We start from the raw sequence: 18408 nt of genomic DNA on the forward strand, positions 1-18408 counted from the left end.
ATCTACGGCAACACTTCTAAGTTATGACCCTGACTAATATCGATACCATTCAGTATCTACGACATGCACCAATCCTCCGCAAATGCTCAGTACAAGATTTATCTCGTCTTATCCCTTTCATTGCGGAACGTCAGCTGACACAAAACGAAATTTTATTTAAGGAAGACGATACAGCAGATATGTTGTTCGTCCCTGTCAATGGCAGTTTCAAATTATTGTCAGGCAAGCGGTGCATCGATGAAGTCTCGACAGGGTTTGTCGGGGAAGAAGCAGCCTTAGATATGGAGAACTATTCATTGACCTGTACCGCTGCCACAGATGCGGTTGTTCTTGCCATTGAAAAGAGCGCACTTAATAAGATCAAAGCAACCAATCCTTTCCTCGAAAGGGGTTTATATCGATCCTTTGCGAGTCACTATATTTTTAATAAAGAGCTGCTAGATGAAACAAAATCTGGAATAGATGCGGCTGGCACTAGCAATGTATCTGAGGAAGCTCCCACGCGAGCATTAATAGGTTGGGTCATGGCGATCGTCCTACCAATTGTTGTGGCGTTGATTACGTCTCACCCTAGCTTTGAAATTTCTGTCAGTATCCAGCAATTTCTGACAATTTTTTCGGCGGCTTTAGTGCTCTGGACTTTTGATCTGGTGGCTGCTTTTATCCCAGCGATCATTATCATTTTTTCGTTATTAGTCTTAGATGTCGCACCATCTAGTTTGGTACTGTCAGGTTTCTCTTCCAGTAGCTTTTTCCTTGCCCTAAGTATTTTTGCATTGGGAGCTGTACTGTCGGATTCTGGTCTGACCTATCGCCTTGTTTTAATCATTCTCAAGGCAGTACCGCAATCGCAGTTTTCCTATAGTTTGACGCTTTTTATGATTGGGTTATTGTTAACACCTGTTTTACCGACAGCGAATGGTAGGACACAGTTAGTAACGCCTTTAATGATCGATATGGTGGATGCACTCCAGCTCAAAAAAACAGGCAAAGGTGCAACGCGTTTAGGGTTTGCGGCCTTTAGCGGCACTACCTTTATGTCTTTTCTTTTCCTCAGTAGTAAACCGATTAATTTTGTTTTAGTCGGTTTATTGCCCTCTCAGGTGCGGGAAAGGTTTAGTTTGCCCTATTGGACATTGGCAGCGTTAGCAGCGGGGGCGGTGGCGATCGCTGGCTATATTATTGTCTCTTCGCTCCTATTTCGTAACGAAGAACCCACAACCCTCTCCCGAGAAAATCTTCAATCTCAACTGAATATCCTTGGCCCAATGAACAACACCGAGTGGATGGCACTGGGAAGTATTTTGGTCTTCCTCACTGGTGTCTTAACCGCCTCAATCCATGGCGTTGCAATCCCTTGGGTTGGATTACTCGTTTTTTGTTTTTTGTTGCTGGGGAAAGTTCTACTCAAACAGGATATCCGCAAAAGTATCGACTGGCCTTTTCTCATTCTCCTAGCCTCCCTCATCGGTTTATCTCGCTCCATTGCCTATATCGGTTTCGATGATTGGATTAGTGAGTATCTCGGCTGGTTGGGCTCATCAATGCGGAATAATTTTTCTCTGTTTGTACTGCTCTTTTCTGCGGCTATTTTCGGAGCAAGGCTGCTATTGCCGATGGCTTTAATCGTGCCGTTATTTGGCACCATCTTTATCCCCTTGGCAGAAGGCAGCGGTGTAAATCCTTGGCTCATCGCATTCATTATCTTGATCATCAGCGACGGTTGGTTTTTCCCGTACCAATACTCCCCGAAGCTCCTCTTCACGTCTATTACGGATGCCCAAGGATTATTTAATGATCGCCTGCTAACCCAAGGTAATATTTTGATGAATATTGTGAGGGTTTTTGCAATCTTTGCCTCCTTTACTTACTGGAAATGGCTGGGGATTTTGTAAGTTTTTTGAGGCAAACTAGTGGTAATCATCTGATTTTCACTCACCAAATATTTCTTTAAATTAGTGAATTCTCGTTCTGGATTCGGAAAACCAAGCCATGCTTAACTTCCTGCCCTCCTTATCTGAAGTGCTATCTACGCCATCCTCAATGTTGTCTAGCTTGTCAATATTGCCTGTCATCGTTCTCGTCGGGGCGATCGCCCCATCACCCACAAGGAAGATTGGCAACAAGCTCCTACGCATAGCTCGCCATGAGCGGACTTTTGCCACCTTGTTTCTGGTGATTTTATCCATTTTTATCGTGATGCATAGTCTCGATAAACCAAGATTACTCGTACTTCATAGCTACGAGACGGACTACACCTGGACAACCGAGCAGATCGTTGGCATTGAACGAATTCTCGAACGAAAAAATTCCTATATCATCCGCGAGCATTTTCTCGACACCAAGAAAAAACCATACAAAGACTACATGAAGCGCGCCGAACGGGAAGTGCGTGCCATCATTAAACAGTGGAAACCCAATGTCATCATTGCCACAGACGATAACGCCCAAATCTTGGCAGGACAGCATTTTGTAGATGATCCACGCATCAAGATTGTGTTTACGGGTGTGCAGGGCGATCTCAAAAAATATGGCTATACTTCTGCCAATAACGTCACAGGCATTACTGAAGGTGTGCCACCGGGAGCAATTAAAGAAACCCTTGATCAAATTAACCAATCCCTAGGTTCTGACTACCGAAAAATCTATTTCCTGACCCACAGCACCACCCACTCCAAATACGTTGTGGAAAACATGAAAAATTTCGATTGGGGTGACTACGAAATGGTCAGCGCGTCGGAATATGAAACATTCAATGATTGGAAATCAGCAGTAAGCAGAGCGGAAAATTCTGCCGATATTCTACTCATCGGTGGCTATAAATCATTGCAAGGCACTGAAGACCAGACCGAAGGCGGCAAAGTTGTTCCTTACGAAACAGTGCTTGAGTGGACAGAAGAAAATTCTTCACTTCTCAAAGTTGGTGCAAGAGGTGTCTATGTTGAAGATGGCGGAATGATTGCCGTGGGTGCGTCGCCTTATGAGCAGGGTGAAGAAGCTGCAAAAATTGCTGTGGCACTATTGGATGGCACTAAGAAAATTGAGGATATGCCCGTCCAGGAGAGTAATCAATATTTAGTCTATATGCGGGAAAGTAAGCTTCGGGAGTTTAATCCCAATCTGAGGATGCCCAAAATTTATGAGGCTTTTGCCCGAGCAACAAGTCATTATTTCGAATGATTTGAGTCATATTTTTCAGGGTAAGGACTGGGGACAATAAAGTTACCTGGTTCTTTTTTTTGGTGATGTCTTGAGAGAATTTTGTCTGAGCCTATAGATAATTTCAGATCGGTTATGCTCTAAGATTTAGCGAGAGTAACTGATTGAGATTTTGTGTAGGAGTGGCAGATTATGACCCAGGAAAAAAAGACATGGAGCGATCGCTTTGAGACGTCTCTACATCCGGCGATCGCCGTGTTTAATGCGAGCATTGGTTTTGATATTGAGCTTATCGAATACGATCTCACTGGTTCTGTTGCCCATGCACAAATGCTTGCCCACACAGGCATTATCTCGGCGGAAGAAGGTGACACTTTAGTAGAAGGGCTAGAGCAAATTCGCGAGGAATATCGTGAAGATAATTTTCACCCCGGTGTTGAAGATGAAGATGTTCACTTCGCGGTAGAAAAACGCTTAATCGAAATTGTGGGTGACGTTGGTAAAAAACTCCACACTGGGCGATCACGGAATGACCAAGTTGGTACCGATATTCGGTTATATCTCCGAGAGCAAATCCGCACAATTCAAATCCAAATCCGAGCTTTCCAACAAGCGCTCCTTACCCATGCCGAAGCCCATGTTGAAACCTTAATTCCCGGCTATACACATCTTCAGCGGGCACAACCCATTAGCTTGGCACATCATCTAATGGCCTATTTTCAGATGACCCAACGGGATTGGGAGCGTCTTGACGATGTGTTTAAACGCACCAATATTTCTCCTCTCGGTTGCGGGGCACTAGCAGGAACAACATTTCCAATTGATCGCCATTACAGCGCAAACTTACTAGAATTCGACCGCATCTATCAAAATAGTCTTGATGGGGTGAGCGATCGCGACTTTGCCATTGAGTTCTCAGCAGCAGCGAGTCTGGTGATGGTTCACTTAAGCCGCATGGCAGAGGAAATGATTTTCTGGGCATCAAAAGAATGTAGCTTTATAACGCTTAAAGATAGCTGTGCTACTGGGTCTAGTATTATGCCCCAAAAGAAAAACCCTGATATTCCCGAGTTGGTACGCGGTAAAACAGGGCGTGTTTTCGGTCATTTGCAAGGCTTATTGGTGCTGATGAAAGGATTACCTTTGGCCTATAACAAAGATTTACAAGATGATAAGGAAGGGCTTTTCGATACGGTTCGCACAGTGCAAGGCTGTTTAGAAGCAATGACCATTTTGCTCTCGGAAGGGATTGAATTTCAGATATCACGTCTCGAAGAAGCGGTAAACGAAGATTTCTCCAATGCAACGGATGTAGCAGATTATCTTGCTGGTAAAGGAGTGCCTTTCCGTGAGGCTTATAATCTCGTGGGTAAGGTGGTGAAAACTAGTATCGCTGCCGACAAGCTGCTCAAAGATTTAACAATGGAAGAATGGCAAGCGCTCCACCCGAAATTTGAGGAAGATATCTATGAGGTGATCGCCCCGAAGCAAGTTGTCGCCGCCCGTAATAGTTATGGTGGTACAGGCTTCGAGCAAGTCCGTCAGGCGATCGCCACAGCAAAAGATTTAATGTATTCCTAGACGCTTTTTGTCATCCTAAATCAGAAGCTTTAGCCAAATTATTGCCGTTAGCGCGTTGGATGGATCTTGTTAAGATTCTGCCGCTACGGCTTTTTTTTGTCGCCAAAAGTCGGCGATCGCCACTGTTGAGAGATGGGAGAGAAGACCAAGGGGGCCAGCAAATAAACAAAGTGCTAAAGAATGAGCTGTGATCAGCTGCTTTTCGACTCCCTGCTGATAAATCCAACGTCCGACAAACAGATCCATCACAAGGTAATGCACCCAACCTGTTGCCATCACTTTTGGTATAGAAAAGAGCGCTGCAAGATTTGGTAACGTTGGATTTCCCCAGAGTTCAGCCTGATCTGGTTCAATCGATAAGACAAAAAGACAGCCATAGACTAATGCCAATGCTACAAAAGGTAGAACTGAGTCCATTACTTTCTGAGTGAACTGCCAACGGGGCAACACAATCATTAATGCCCAAAAAGGTAATACAAAATAATTTGCAACATTGAATACATTTTCTAAAGTCATAAAGACAAAATCCCTAAATTTGACAGACAATATAAGCCCTTTGGGTATGATAAAGCCAACATATCAATCCCCCAGAAATAGGGCGTGAAAATTAATTATTAAAAAAGTATTAAAAGGTTTAGAATGGATTTGTCACTAAGGAGACAGTAAGGTGTTTATTCGACTTGCCCAGCAACATCGTGATTTTGTACAAGACCTCGTTATGAGTCTTCAGGCTCTGGCGATCGCCCTTGAGAACAGAGGTTATCTCGCTTCCTGCTATACATGTGGTGCAGAGCTCAACAGTGCTTCCTTTATGGTGAGTCTTGGTGAAAACCACCTTATTCGCTTCCTCGTTTCTGACTATGGTATTTCTTGGACAGAGATGCGCGACGAACGAGAACTGATGAAATTGGAAGGCGCTGAAGCGATTAGCCAACTCCAAGAGCTCGCCAACATGATTAAATATCAGCGCGAGTTGCCAAGGGAATTTTCCTACAAGCGTTCCGCTTCTGATTCCGTCGCAGCGATTTAATCGAGAAAGTACGAACTCAGGCTGAGGCTCACAAAGATATAAACAAGAAAACTCCCCAATCTATTTTGGGGAGTTTTCTTGTTGTCTGAAAATATTTTCGGAGCTGAGGCCTCGCTAAAATCGGTGATTATCTTAGCCCAAGAACTAGTTGGTAAACATGGGCAAACAAATTGTGACAAATAAATAAACTAACGGTGCGGTAAAAACATAACTATCAGTACGGTCTAGGATGCCGCCATGCCCTGGAATGAGTTGTCCTGAATCTTTAAAGCCAGCATCACGCTTCATGATCGATTCGGTCAAATCGCCTAGAAGCGTCGTCACGCTAATTACAGTGCCTAAAATCATCCCAGTGATCGGCCACCAAGCCCAACCGAGATACCATGCACCAGTCACAGCCACTGAAATCGTACCAATGGAACCAAATAATGCACCTTCCACGGTCTTTTTAGGGCTAATTGCAGAGAGCTTAGTTTTACCGAGCCATTTCCCCATAACATAAGCACCAATATCTGCGGCCCAAATACAAACCATCACAATAAAAGTCAGTTTGAGAGCATAGGGGAGATGGAACCAGTCTGTCCAGGATTCGGGGAGATAGCCATAGAGAGGAAGATTACTAACGGCTTCGGTTTCGGCAATGCTACCCATACGTAGCCTCACCCAATAGCTCGGCATATAGCCACCATAGAATAGTCCCAAAATAGAGGTGGACATATCGGCAATAGTTGCCATCTTTGTCTGGAACAGTAGGTAGAAGCAAATAAAGGTTCCGGCTAGTGGGAAGAGTGCATCTGTCAGACTAGGGTTGATGGTGGAGATAATTAGCAGTAGCTGCGACACAATGAGAGTACTCTTTGCGGCAGGCTCAAGTCCTTTTGCACGCACCATCCGAAAGTATTCTTGTTGTCCAAGGAAGACAAGGATTGCCATACCCGCAGTAAAGTACCAGCCTCCCAAAATGATAAGGCTCAAGGCAATGGCGATCGCCACTACTCCACTAATGATGCGCGACAATGACATAGTAGTTTCGGCTCGTTTTTAAAAGCACCGATAAAAGATAAAGCGAATTAATCAGACTGTTAAAGAAAATTTTATCAAACGTTAACAAGAATTATGATGATCACCAGCTTTAAAGCTGGATGCACCAAAACACGTCCTGATAGCGGGAAAAACTTAGTGACGAAGACCGATAAGTCTCAAACGATCGAGTGCTGAATAATTTTTTGTGTTCAGATTTTGCTGAACTTAAAGGCTCAAATTATTAGCTAAATGAACCTTTAAGTACAGTACTTTGTTACAGAAATCTTTTCCAGCCTTGGTGGGGAAATTGCAAGTTTTGATGTAAAAAATCCTCCGAAAAGCTGTCCTATTTGCACCGCATCACAATAGGAATAGGAAATAAGGCCGTTGCGTTTGACTGCTTAGTTTTGCGAAAATATAGAATAATGGATCTTCAAATTTCATGGATTATTAATGAGCAGTCAATGGGATAATTTCCTGAAAAATCTGGGAACATGGCGTGGTTCATTCAGCACAATGTCACTTAATGGCGAGATCTCTAGTGATGTTCCTTCGATCCTAACTTTGGCGCTAGTGGACGGCGATCGCGATTGTGTGCGGCTTCATTTGCAACGGTTTGAATCTGGGGACTACGACAGTGAAGCGTCGAGTAATATGACCCAAGATTTTCGTTCTCTCGGTCGACACATGATCTTTTCCGAAACTGGATCATTTTCCAAGGGGGTAATGTGGTTCTCGACAATGATGGATTTTATTGCTGAGTTTGGGTTTATTGCAGGCGATCGCCGTCTGCGGATGGTGCAGATTTACGACGAACAATATCACTTTGAAAAGCTTGTATTTATTCGAGAATTTCGCGAAGGGACAAATGCGAAAGAAAGACCGCAATTAACAGTGGATCAACTCGTGGGCACTTGGGAAGCAGAATCCCAAACCTATCGCCCAGATTTTGAACCACCAAAAATTAGTCAAAGTCGTCTCAAATTAAATGTTGTAGGTGAGACTCTACACCAATCCATTGAGCTGGACAATCGAACCATTACGATCCAAGCTCAAATCGAGGGTAATCAGCTTAAATTCAACTCAGATGTGCCCCGTCAAATCACCCTCTTGCCGGATGGCGGCTCCATTAATGTACCCTTACAAGTCCCTTCAAAAAAAGCCTTTTTTGTGGAGGTCGGCTGGCTTGTGTCAGATAATATACGGCAACGGATTATGCGCAACTTTGATGAGCAGGGCAAGTGGGAAAGTTCCGTTTTTATTACTGAAAAACGCGTCGGCTAGGCAAAGCTAGCAGATTCGGCTAATTACAATTCAATTAGAAAATTAAGCGTTAATCAAAAACGCTGGCGATCGCCTTTTCTTTAGCGAGAAAAGACTCCTCTGATTTCTCGGCTAAATCTTTCGCAATGCTGTCTAGAATGTCGTCGGTGTGATTAGGCTCATGGTGAAACACTGCCAACTTACGGATATTGGCTGCTTTCGTAAGTTTTAAGCCTTCCTGCCAGGTCGAATGACCCCAGCCAACCTTTGGCGATTTGGGATCATGGTATTCCTCATCCGTATACATCGCGTCATAAACCAAAATATCGGAGTCTTTCGCAAGATTAAGGATATTTTCGTCGAGATGATCTGGGTAATGCTCTGTATCTGTACAGTAAACGATCGCCCGATCTTGCCAAGAAACACGATACCCCATTGCACCATTCGGGTGATTTAGGGGAGCGGTCGCAATTTCTGCGTCACCAATCTTAAAGGTTTCGCCACAGGTCAATTCATGGAAAAAGATATTCGTCTCAAGATTCGCCAAAGGAATTGGTGAGTCTTTATGGAGTACCCGGTGATAAAAATGCTCTTCAAGGGTCATGGGACGGACTTCTTCTGGTACCTGCCCATAGACATGCAAACTGTTACCCGACTGAAATAACGGGTCAAAAAACGGCAACCCTTGGATATGATCCCAGTGGTAATGAGTAAAGCACATGTGTAGCTCAAGGTTCGTTTGCCCTTCCAGCTCCTTACCCAAATTCCTTAGACCTGTTCCGGCATCAAAAATAATCCGTTTTCCAGCAGCGCGGATTTCAATGCAAGAGGTATTACCGCCATAGCGGATCGTCTCAAAGCCGGGGGAGGGAACACTCCCTCGAACGCCCCAAAACTGGACGACGAATTCATCAAGTGCAGGTTTAGTCATACGGTGCTAAATACTGAGCGTCTTACATTGTCCCTGATGTCGCAGGAGATGATCGCATAGAACAAGGGCAACCATCGCTTCCACCATTGGTACAGCACGAGGCAAAACACAGGGGTCGTGTCTACCTTTTGCGGCAAGAACGGTTTCTTCACCCTCACGGGTTGCAGTTTGTTGCTCTTTCCCAATAGTAGCTGTTGGTTTAAAAGCTACCCTTAGGATTATATTCTCTCCATTGGAAATTCCGCCTTGAATTCCACCAGATCGATTTGTTTTTGTGCGAATTTCACCCTGATTATCGACAGTGAACTCATCATTATGTTCATGGCCTGTCAGTAGTGTTCCGGCAAATCCGGAACCAATTTCAAATCCTTTGCTAGCAGGAAGTGACATTGCGCCTTTTGCAAGGTCCGCTTCTAGTTTATCGAAAACGGGCATTCCCAAGCCTTTCGGGACATTTCGAGCGACGCATTCGACGACACCACCAATGGAATTTTTATCACGGCGAATTTCATCGATAAGATCAATCATACGCTCAGCAGCGACAGCATCAGGACAACGAACAATATTGCTTTCTACTTGTTCGATGGTGACGGTGCTGGGATCGATATTAGGGGCTTCACAGTCCTTGATGCGTTTGACATAGCCGATCACTTCGACACCGGAAAATTGCTGCAAAATCTTTTTGGCGATCGCCCCGGCAGCAACTCGACCAATGGTTTCGCGAGCAGAGGAACGGCCACCTCCTTCATAGTTACGGATGCCGTATTTAGAGTCGTAGGTAAAGTCGGCATGGGAAGGACGATATTTCTGTTTCATCTCGGAATAGTCTTTGGAACGCTGGTCTTTATTGCGTACCAAGATTGAGATGGGAGTACCAGTGGTTTTTCCTTCAAAAACCCCTGACATAATCTCACAACGATCAGCTTCGTTACGAGGGGTTGTGATTTTACTTTGACCGGGGCGACGGCGGTCTAACTCAACTTGAATTTCTTCTTCGGAAATTTCGACGAGAGGGGGACAGCCATCGATTACGACGCCAACGCCGCCACCATGGGATTCTCCATAGGTTGTAATGCGAAATAGATGTCCGAAACTGTTGCCCATAATGCGGTTTACTGTTAGCGAATCAGTCTTGCATTGTAGCCTAATTTACACGCGCGCAAATGGCGATCGCCCACCTGAGCGTTAATTCTTGTTTCTTTGGTCAAATTTAAACGCAATACAATCGTTGTAATAGTGCTTTTTGCAATTTTTATGACTGTATTGTCCCCTTGGCCACATCGTTTTTCGGCATTAATCTCTAGCTCATTTCTTATGGCGGTGATATCAGCAAAAGCTGAGTCTCCTCAGATTGGCACTGTGCAAGATCTCACGGTGGGCGATCGCGCTTGTTATGTAACGGTGACAGATGAGACAGGGGAAACATCCACCGAATTTGCAGGATTTGATATTTGTGAGCAGGATATTGTCGGGAAAAAGGTGCAGTTGACCTACGAACCAGGCAATATTGTCGCGGAAATTTGTAATGGCGATCTTGATTGTGGTTTGAGCGAAGCGGTTATGTTAATCACGGCAGCTAAAGCGCTGGATGACATGAATACGGATTCATATCCGTCCTTTCTAAACGATGCAGAAATCATTGAGTTAGTGGTGGGTTTAGAAGAACGCAAAGAAAGTTGGTTTGGTTTGGCGGGGTTAAATAAGGTTGAACATCCCCCCGAAGTTCCGGCAGAACTGTTGACTTATCGTCAGAGCTGGAAAAGGAAAGATCCGGCGATCGCTCCGTTTTTGGGATTTTGGCATGATAGTGACTACAGCACTAATCGTTATCAGATCAGTATTTTTCCTTCTACACGCCCAAGTCATGTTTGTGTTGTCGAATTCAAACCAGAATGGAGCCTGGAGCTTTGGAATGAGGAGACACAGGATTATAGCTACAAAGATGTTATTAGTGCCGAAATTTTCTCCGTCTCTCTCGCAAAAGTAGGTTCTGCCCAATTGCGTAGTCCAGAACTCCGAGCCGATGAATTGGCGATCGCCCACACCGAATTTGGTTTGTCTGAAACTTATCCTGTTGAGCTGTTGCCTGTACTTAATGAAGACAATGGCATTAAACTTGTTGCTGCCGCTGCCCAACCTCAGTTACCGCCAGATTTGCCAGACGATTTACGACAGACAGTTGACGAAAAATTCGCGGCGTATAATTGTTCCCTTTAAACCTTCAGAGAAGCACGTAGATCGCCTGTATTTTTTGTGAGTAGATCTTCTGCTTGGGTCGCGTCAATATCATTCCAATGCATTAACAAAGCCGTTTTTACTTTGCGCTGAGATTTATCGAGTAAAACTTTGGCTTCTTCGCGAGGTAAATCAGTCAAATCTTGAATAATGCGGAGGGCGCGATCATAGAGCTTATCGTTGGTGACAGACACATCGATCATACGGTTGCCATAAACTTTGCCGAGTTTGACCATCACGCTGGTAGACAAAATATTTAAAACCATTTTGGTGACAGTACCAGCTTTGAGACGCGTGGAACCTGCCAAAATTTCAGGGCCAGTTAATAAGCGAATATCCACATCCACATCACAGGGAACTTGATCAGCCGGGACACAACTCACAAATACTGTTTTAGCGCCAATATTATTTGCTTCGGCTAAGGCTCCCTGGACATAGGGCGTTGTGCCGCCAGCGGTAATGCCCACCAACACATCTTTCGCAGTAATGCCATAGTCGGCGATCGCCTTGGCACCGTCTTCGGCACGATCCTCTAAACTCTCAGAACTTTTTACCAGGGCATCTTTTCCACCCGCGAGAATTCCTTGTACTAATTCGGGAGGAGTACAAAAAGTGGGCGGACATTCCGCAGCGTCAAGCACTCCTAAACGACCACTGGTTCCCGCGCCAATATAAAAAAGTTTTCCACCATTTGCGAGGGCAGCGCTTGTAATCTCAATCGCTTCAGCAATAGGTTCCCGAGCTGCAGCGATCGCCTCGATTGTTTTGTTATCTTCCGCATTAAATAAATCGACCAACTCAAGAGCCGACAGCTGATCAAGATTTTGGCTATTGGGGTTAATCTGTTCCGTTAACAAATGACCACGACTTTGGTTGGTCTGCACTGCTTGCGCCTCAATATTTTTCGTATTGCCTAATGTCTCACATTTGCTAAACCGAAACCATCCGTCCGTGATAAAGCCGATGCACGATTGGCAAAATAATCGAAAATTCAGTTTTGCCATCGTCTGTCATCCGACAACTGACGGAACCGTGGTGTTGTTTTACAATCACGCTATGGGCGATCGCCAAACCGAGACCAGTCCCTTTCCCAACAGTTTTGGTGGTGAAAAAAGGATCAAAGATTTTAGGGATTAATTCTTCAGAAATCCCAATCCCATTATCAATTATTCGAATCGCAATTTCTTGTTCATTAAGTGCCTGAGTTTCGATCAAAATTTTGCCTTCTAATGTCTGGTCAAGAAGCATTTTTTCTTCAATCGCATCAATTGCATTATCAAATAAATTTAGGAGAACTTGATTGATTTTTGCGGCATAACACTGAACTAACGGTAAATCCTGTAAGTCTTGTTCTACAGTAATTTTGATTTTGTCTTGGCGGCTATTAATGCGACGGTCAACAACAAGTAAAACACTTTCTAAATCTTTAGTGAGATCAATTTGTTTGAGTTCAGCCTCATCCAAATGGGAAAAAGTACGCAACGATTGGACAATATCTTCAACCCTTTCCGCGCCTTTCGCAATAGAGTCTAAAAGCTTATAAAAATCGCTACTCAGATACTCTAAATCAAGCTCTTTGAGATAGACTTCCATCTCTTGATCAGGATGTGTTGTGCGAAATAAATCAATGATGCCGAGGAGTTCATAGACATAATCTCGCGCGTGTCTCACATTGCCCGCAATATAGTTGATGGGATTATTGATTTCGTGGGCAATACCCGCCACCATTTGACCAAGAGCTGCCATTTTTTCAGCTTGCACAAGACTCGTTTGGGTGGTTTGTAAATCTTTTAGAGTTGTTGAAAGTTCTTGGGTGCGATCAACCACTTCCTGTTCCAGATTTCGGGAATAATCAGCCAATTTTTCGTTGGCGATCGCCAGTTTGCAGTTAATATTTTTGAGTTGTTTTTGAGATTCAGAATTCGTTGTTAAAACGGTTGCGACAACCAGGGATAACCACGGGGTAAATACAGGGATGACTAGTCCTTGCAAGCTCCCTCCGAAACTGAGGCCTAACAATAAAAATGTGCCGGATGAGGTGACGAGTAATGACCGAAATACTGAGGGAATCACTGTCGCTAAAAGTTTGGTGGCGATCGCCCCGATACTGGCCCACGCTGCAATTAAAAGATAAAAGCCACAGGTATTGACTGGTCGTAAGAGAGGACGACCATCCAATGTTGCGCTAATAATTTGACTCGCTAAAGTGCTATGAATTGACACTCCTGGTGTCTGCATCAGTGAAGGCAAAAAATGACTACTGTAGGGCGTAACAAAAGCATCATTTAAACTAGGTGCCGTTGCTCCCACGATAATGATGCGATCGCGTACTAACTCTGCAGGAATTTGGTTTTCAATCACTTCCTGAAACGATAGGCTATTAAACGACTCCATCCCACCTCGATAATTTAGCAACATCTGATAGCCACCAAATTCTGTACGGGCATCAATATAACCACGATGCCCTTTCTTCAAGGGACGAAAAATTGCCCGACCGACCTGATAGATCGACTGTTCTTTATTCAACACAGCAACTTCGGGGACAGGTTCTTCCTGTTCGAGGTATATATCCGCCAAACGCGCCCCAAACCCTTGGTGACCATTAATCATCAAAAATGCACGACGCACCTTACCATCCTGATCGAGCAAAATATCAGACGCGGAAATCTGTCCCAACTCATCCAGCACAGGGGTTGGTGGAATGGGATTTCCCGCCACTTTCTCGATGCCAATGACATTCGGGTTTTCCCGAAATGCACGGGTTAAAGCTTCCCTGCCTGGCGCAACCGAAATATCTCGGTAAATATCAATGCCAATCACGCGCGGTTCGTGGGCGGCGAGATTGTAAATCATTTGCGCCATTAATTGGTCAGACATCGGCCACTGCTGGGCAAATCGAATGTCAGACTCATCAACCGTAATAATCGTAATGCGCTCATCAACAGGTTCACGGGGGCGCAGCCGCATCACTTGGTCAATGGCCAGCCATTCCATCCCTTGCAACACGCCAAACCCACTCAAGGTCGATACGGCGATCGCCACTCCCGGAACAATAAAAATTGTGCCTAGCCATTGCTCACGAATACTTTGCCAAACTTGCTTGAACAACACTAGCGACCAGGGCTGAGCCCAATAAACGAACGAAAAATTTCTGCTTGGCTGATTTTCTACCAGCACACAATAGCCAGACTGATGCTGACACTGTCCGATCACGAACAATGCTATCTTAGCCCAACAGTTTTAGCAGAACGACAGCCGAAAGTCCTATTTTGAAGTTTTATTTTGGAATAAATTCTAAATTCACACTAACGCAATAATGGTTCTGCGGCGATCGCTTCGAGACCGACCTGCTCTAATAAATCATGCCATTCCGTTTGCCAACTCGTCTCTGGATTAATTGACCCTTCAAAATTGGCTGCAATAATATCGAGAGTGTCGTACCAAATACCCGCTTGGGCATATTCACTGGCTAAGGTAATAGGCTCAATGTTATGGCTGACTGTTGTTAAAGTATCAACTCGCTTAATCCAGCCGTGGACGCCGTAATTATCGGGTCGCAAAATACCGTCTGGCTCAATCAGTGCAAAGAACCATTGATAATCTTCGCCATTCACGAGTTCTGGTGCATCACCAGGCAGAGTGATTTTCATGACTCCCCCTGTTTTTTCTAAATCGACGGACATTTGATAATGCTCAACTTGTCCAGCTGTCCGCACACTAAAAAATGCTTTTGTCGACGCGGTGGGTGGGACATAGATATAAAAGTTAGGACGTGCAGCAATCGTCCGTCCAATTTGATGGGCAGGCAAAACAGCGGTTAATGGCAAAGAATCATTGCCTCTAGAACCGCCTGCGGCAGTTGCGAGGGAAGAGTTATCATCAGGCTGGGAAAAATCTAACAAACCACGGCTGCTGCCCCCAGAAGCAGTGTCATCAGGTAAGGTCTCATCGGGATTATCAAAGTCAAGTAAACCCCGCACGCCACCAGCGCTTGTGTCGAGGCTGGCGGAATCATCAGGCTCATGAAAGTCAAGTAATCCTCTTGAACCGCCAGAAGAAGTAGAGGAAGCAGGGCGATCGCCATCTGGATGGCTAAATTCTAGTAATCCTCGTGAGCCACCAGAAGCTGTTTCCTGAGCAGTATCCTGGTCATTAGTCTGAAAGTCCAGCAATCCCCGAGATCCACCACCAACACGATTATCTGGTGCATCACTCACAATTGGGACAAACTGCAAATTTCCCCGTACACCACTACTCACCACGGTCTCAGGCAATGTATCCTCAGTCGGTGTGACAAATAAAAGGCTAATTTGCTTGGAGGCGATCGCCGCAGTTTTTGTGTCTGTGTCCGCCTGGGGCTGGCGAGCTTGGGCAGCAGAACTAAAACCAAGGGCGATAAGCGTTGTCGCAATCGATAATGAGAAAAAACGGAGAGGAACGAGGACCATAACAGAGACTAACCAACGGTGATTATTAATCGCACTTAATAACTAGATCAAGACTGTCAGCAAAAATCCGGAGTCCCACTGACAAATCGTTAGAGCCAATTACCCACGAGCACAAACGCCGACCAGTAGTAAGGATGTTGATATTTTGGGTTTTGGATCAGCGTCATTTGTGCTTCCCGTAAGGCTTGAGCCTTAGTAGACTGGGCATCGGTATTTGATAATGCTCGATAAAATTCGCCCATTAAAGCAGCCGTCGATTCGTCATTTACAGACCATAAACTTGCCAATGTACTTAAGGCACCTGAACGAAGAGCCAGCCCGGCCAATCCCAAAGTAGCGCGATCATCGCCAGCGGCAGTTTGACAGGCACTTAGCACAAGCAGCTCGATGGGAGTCAGTTTTCCTAGGCGACGTTTTTCAAATAATCGGTCAAGATCTTCGATGCCAATCCGACCATCCCAAGTCAACAAAAATGTGTCATCAGGATTGGAGCTAAATTGCCCGTGGGTTGCAAGGTGAACCACTGGAAAATCGCGGTTATCAATCGAAACTTGAAAACTATTTTTCGTAAAATCTTTATCGAGCAATACCGTTGCATCGATTTCTTTGGCAATTTCATCGATCTCAGTTTTTACACCAGGTAACTCGTTAAAGTTTTGGCGCGCCTCGGTGAGACCAACGGTTAAACTGGCAAGTTCTGTTTGACGTAGTCCCTGGGGAAAAAGTTGTAAACCAGGACTCAAGGCTAGGCTATAGGATTCTATTAGGTAGCGATCGCCATCATAGAGAGCCGCGAGAGGAATATTCCGGAAAAAGCCATCGGGCACAAACACAAGCGTATCGATCTTTTGGGCATCTAGCTCTGTTTTTAGAGGGCCAATTAGCCAGTTATGAATGGTTTGGGAAAGCTTTAAACGTTCACGGTCAGAGTAGCCAGGATAGAGTGACGAATAAAAGTTTTTGAGCGTTTGGTCGAGAGTGTTTTTATCTAAGCGGTGAGAAAGATAACGAAAACTTTGGTCTGGCAATGACAAAATAACGTCCAACTGAACTTGTCCAGAACCATTGGCTGTATCTTCCAAAATAATGGGGTAGAGGACAGCGGCTTGGGTATCGATTTCATCCACATTGACTGGGGTTGCATCGAGACAAGCATTGCGGAAAAAGTTATCGAGTTCAGCGAGTTGGAGATTTTCGAGGACATCCCGAGCCAGTTTTAAATTGGCTTGACTCGGCTCGTCTTCTGCCAATAACAATCCAACCAATTCTCGATAAACAGGTTCAACGCGATCACGGAAATTAAATTGCACATCAGTGTTAATAGCCACAAGGTCACTGCGCAAATTCTGAAGAGCCGCCACAGCTTGTTGGTAAGCGGCAATGGCAGCAGGGCGATCGCCTTGAAGATTATGCAAACGACCGAGTTGCCAGGCACTCTGGGAAATCAGATCTGGAGCATTCAGCGCTTCAGCAAGTCGGAGGGAGTCGGTGGTTACTGCGGTAGCATTGGCCCATTGTGATTGGGAGAGATATAGGTTACCGAGCTGTTGTAATAGAAAAGCTTCGGAACGACTATCTTGTAAGGTCCGCGCGGTCTGTAAATGTTTTGCTAAAAGCGTTGCCAACTGGCGGGGCGGCATCAATTGTTGAGCTTTTTCATCCAGTAATAATGACTCACTAAAATGAACCACTGCATCGATTGTGTGGCGATCGCCAGGGAGCGCAGCAATTTTGGTTTGGATATCAGCAATTAAAGGCTGAATATCAGTGGTAACGTCGTATTCCACCTGCAAACGCAGCTGCTGCAGTTGGGACTTGAGACGCGTTGTGGGGTTCTGACTTTCAGCATAGGACTGACGATAATATTCGAAGGCAACTTCTGGTAAATCAAGGGTTTCCGCGACATTACCAATATGTATCAAGGTTAGGGCTGTTTCTTCTGGCAATGCGAGGCGATCGCCCATAGCCCAACTCGCTTCAAATAAAACTTTTGCCTGCTCCAAATCGCCAATCACGTAAAAGGCACTACCGAGATTGCGCAATCCCTGCACGGTTAACTGGCTTTCGGGTTGTTGGTCGAGATCATCCACCAAACTTACCAATAAATTTTTGGCGCGACGATATTGTCCGAGGGATTGGAGTGCTTGGGCTTGGTTCATTTTGCTGCCCACTAAACCCGCCGCATTATCTGTCTCACGGTAAGTTTTAGCTGTCTGTTGCCACAGATCTAAGGCTGTTTCTGTTTGTCCCTGAAGAAAGGCCAGTCGCGCTTGATTATTGAGGTTTTGGGCAGTAAGAGATTGTTTAGAGGAATGTTTTAGGCTTGTCAGCTCAGTAATGCCTTGCTCCAAAACATCTCGGGCAGCTTGCCATTGTCCTTGCTCCGGATAAGCAAGACCCAAATAATTGGCGGCTTGAATTTTTAGTAAAGGGTCAGTTGATTGATGAGCTTCTTGCCAGAGGGCGATCGCCTGTTTTAGATTGCCGTTTTGATAAGCTGTTGTGCCCTGCTGTAAAAGATTAAGATTTTGAGCGCGGATAGATTCTGGTTGTGGCGTTTGGGTTGTGGCTGTTTGACGATCTGCAGCCATACTTCCTGTTGCAAAATTCAGGCTCAGACTCAAGGCGATCGCCAAGGCTGACAAAGAAAAATAAAAGTGCTTTTTTCTCATCGCGCTATTGTTCTCAACACTGCAACGCCAATGATCGGCGACCCATCACTCTACAGCGCACACCGT

14 protein-coding genes are annotated in these 18408 nt (G+C 45.0%); 6 read left to right on the forward strand and 8 right to left on the reverse strand.

Annotated features, from left to right (window positions below; genetic code table 11):
• The first annotated feature begins 23 nt into the window (after nucleotides 1–23).
• The 3 genes from LEPTO7376_RS20915 (at nucleotide 24) to argH (ending at nucleotide 4740) form a co-directional block, all read left to right on the forward strand.
• The gene (locus tag LEPTO7376_RS20915; RefSeq protein WP_015136026.1) at nucleotides 24–1895 is read left to right on the forward strand and encodes an SLC13 family permease; all 1872 of its coding nucleotides are present in this window, start codon (nucleotides 24–26) and stop codon (nucleotides 1893–1895) included.
• A 97-nt stretch (nucleotides 1896–1992) separates the two neighbouring features.
• Nucleotides 1993–3180, forward strand: a complete 1188-nt coding sequence (locus LEPTO7376_RS20925; RefSeq protein ID WP_015136027.1) for an ABC transporter substrate-binding protein — start codon at nucleotides 1993–1995, stop codon at nucleotides 3178–3180.
• A 171-nt stretch (nucleotides 3181–3351) separates the two neighbouring features.
• On the forward strand, nucleotides 3352–4740 hold the full coding sequence (gene argH / locus LEPTO7376_RS20930) for an argininosuccinate lyase (RefSeq protein WP_015136028.1): 1389 nt from the start codon (nucleotides 3352–3354) through the stop codon (nucleotides 4738–4740).
• Between the two features lie 69 nt (nucleotides 4741–4809).
• Here argH and LEPTO7376_RS20935 read toward each other — a convergent pair whose 3' ends face one another.
• Entirely contained in the window at nucleotides 4810–5256 is a 447-nt protein-coding gene (locus LEPTO7376_RS20935) for an ABA4-like family protein (protein WP_015136029.1), read from the reverse strand.
• A 151-nt stretch (nucleotides 5257–5407) separates the two neighbouring features.
• Between LEPTO7376_RS20935 and LEPTO7376_RS20940 the strand changes: the two genes are divergently transcribed.
• A complete protein-coding gene (locus tag LEPTO7376_RS20940; protein ID WP_015136030.1) occupies nucleotides 5408–5770 on the forward strand; it encodes a DUF1815 family protein in 363 nt (120 codons plus the stop codon).
• 144 nt (nucleotides 5771–5914) lie between these two features.
• On the opposite strand, the gene LEPTO7376_RS20945 is transcribed toward LEPTO7376_RS20940, so the two are convergent.
• Nucleotides 5915–6793: a phosphatidate cytidylyltransferase gene (locus tag LEPTO7376_RS20945; RefSeq protein WP_015136031.1), complete on the reverse strand. Its 879-nt coding sequence runs from the start codon at nucleotides 6791–6793 to the stop codon at nucleotides 5915–5917.
• 453 nt (nucleotides 6794–7246) lie between these two features.
• Here LEPTO7376_RS20945 and LEPTO7376_RS20950 point away from each other — a divergent pair, with 453 nt between their 5' ends.
• Nucleotides 7247–8077 (forward strand): DUF3598 family protein, encoded by an 831-nt coding sequence (locus LEPTO7376_RS20950; protein ID WP_015136032.1) that lies wholly within the window; start codon nucleotides 7247–7249, stop codon nucleotides 8075–8077.
• 49 nt (nucleotides 8078–8126) lie between these two features.
• Here the strand turns inward: LEPTO7376_RS20950 and LEPTO7376_RS20955 are convergent, their stop codons facing one another.
• Together LEPTO7376_RS20955 and aroC are read right to left on the reverse strand one after the other, a co-directional pair.
• Nucleotides 8127–8987 carry an MBL fold metallo-hydrolase gene (locus tag LEPTO7376_RS20955; RefSeq protein WP_015136033.1) on the reverse strand — a complete coding sequence of 287 codons (861 nt, stop codon included), beginning with the start codon at nucleotides 8985–8987 and terminating at the stop codon, nucleotides 8127–8129.
• 6 nt (nucleotides 8988–8993) lie between these two features.
• A complete protein-coding gene (gene aroC, locus LEPTO7376_RS20960; protein WP_015136034.1) occupies nucleotides 8994–10091 on the reverse strand; it encodes a chorismate synthase in 1098 nt (365 codons plus the stop codon).
• A gap of 150 nt (nucleotides 10092–10241) precedes the next feature.
• Between aroC and LEPTO7376_RS20965 the strand changes: the two genes are divergently transcribed.
• Entirely contained in the window at nucleotides 10242–11204 is a 963-nt protein-coding gene (locus LEPTO7376_RS20965) for a hypothetical protein (protein WP_041764283.1), read from the forward strand.
• Here LEPTO7376_RS20965 and murQ read toward each other — a convergent pair.
• From murQ to LEPTO7376_RS20985, 4 genes are all read right to left on the reverse strand, one after another.
• Complete coding sequence (gene murQ / locus LEPTO7376_RS20970) at nucleotides 11201–12106, reverse strand: N-acetylmuramic acid 6-phosphate etherase (protein WP_015136036.1); 906 nt, start codon at nucleotides 12104–12106, stop codon at nucleotides 11201–11203. The two genes, LEPTO7376_RS20965 and murQ, sit on opposite strands and share 4 nt — an antisense overlap.
• 46 nt (nucleotides 12107–12152) lie before the next feature.
• Nucleotides 12153–14333 carry a CHASE2 domain-containing protein gene (locus LEPTO7376_RS24005; RefSeq protein WP_216700266.1) on the reverse strand — a complete coding sequence of 727 codons (2181 nt, stop codon included), beginning with the start codon at nucleotides 14331–14333 and terminating at the stop codon, nucleotides 12153–12155.
• Between the two features lie 194 nt (nucleotides 14334–14527).
• Entirely contained in the window at nucleotides 14528–15670 is a 1143-nt protein-coding gene (locus tag LEPTO7376_RS24010) for a DUF928 domain-containing protein (protein ID WP_015136038.1), read from the reverse strand.
• A gap of 89 nt (nucleotides 15671–15759) precedes the next feature.
• Nucleotides 15760–18342: a CHAT domain-containing protein gene (locus tag LEPTO7376_RS20985; protein WP_015136039.1), complete on the reverse strand. Its 2583-nt coding sequence runs from the start codon at nucleotides 18340–18342 to the stop codon at nucleotides 15760–15762.
• Nucleotides 18343–18408: the final 66 nt, after the last annotated feature.

The organism is [Leptolyngbya] sp. PCC 7376 (assembly GCF_000316605.1).
In the GTDB taxonomy this organism is placed as follows: domain Bacteria; phylum Cyanobacteriota; class Cyanobacteriia; order Cyanobacteriales; family MRBY01; genus MRBY01.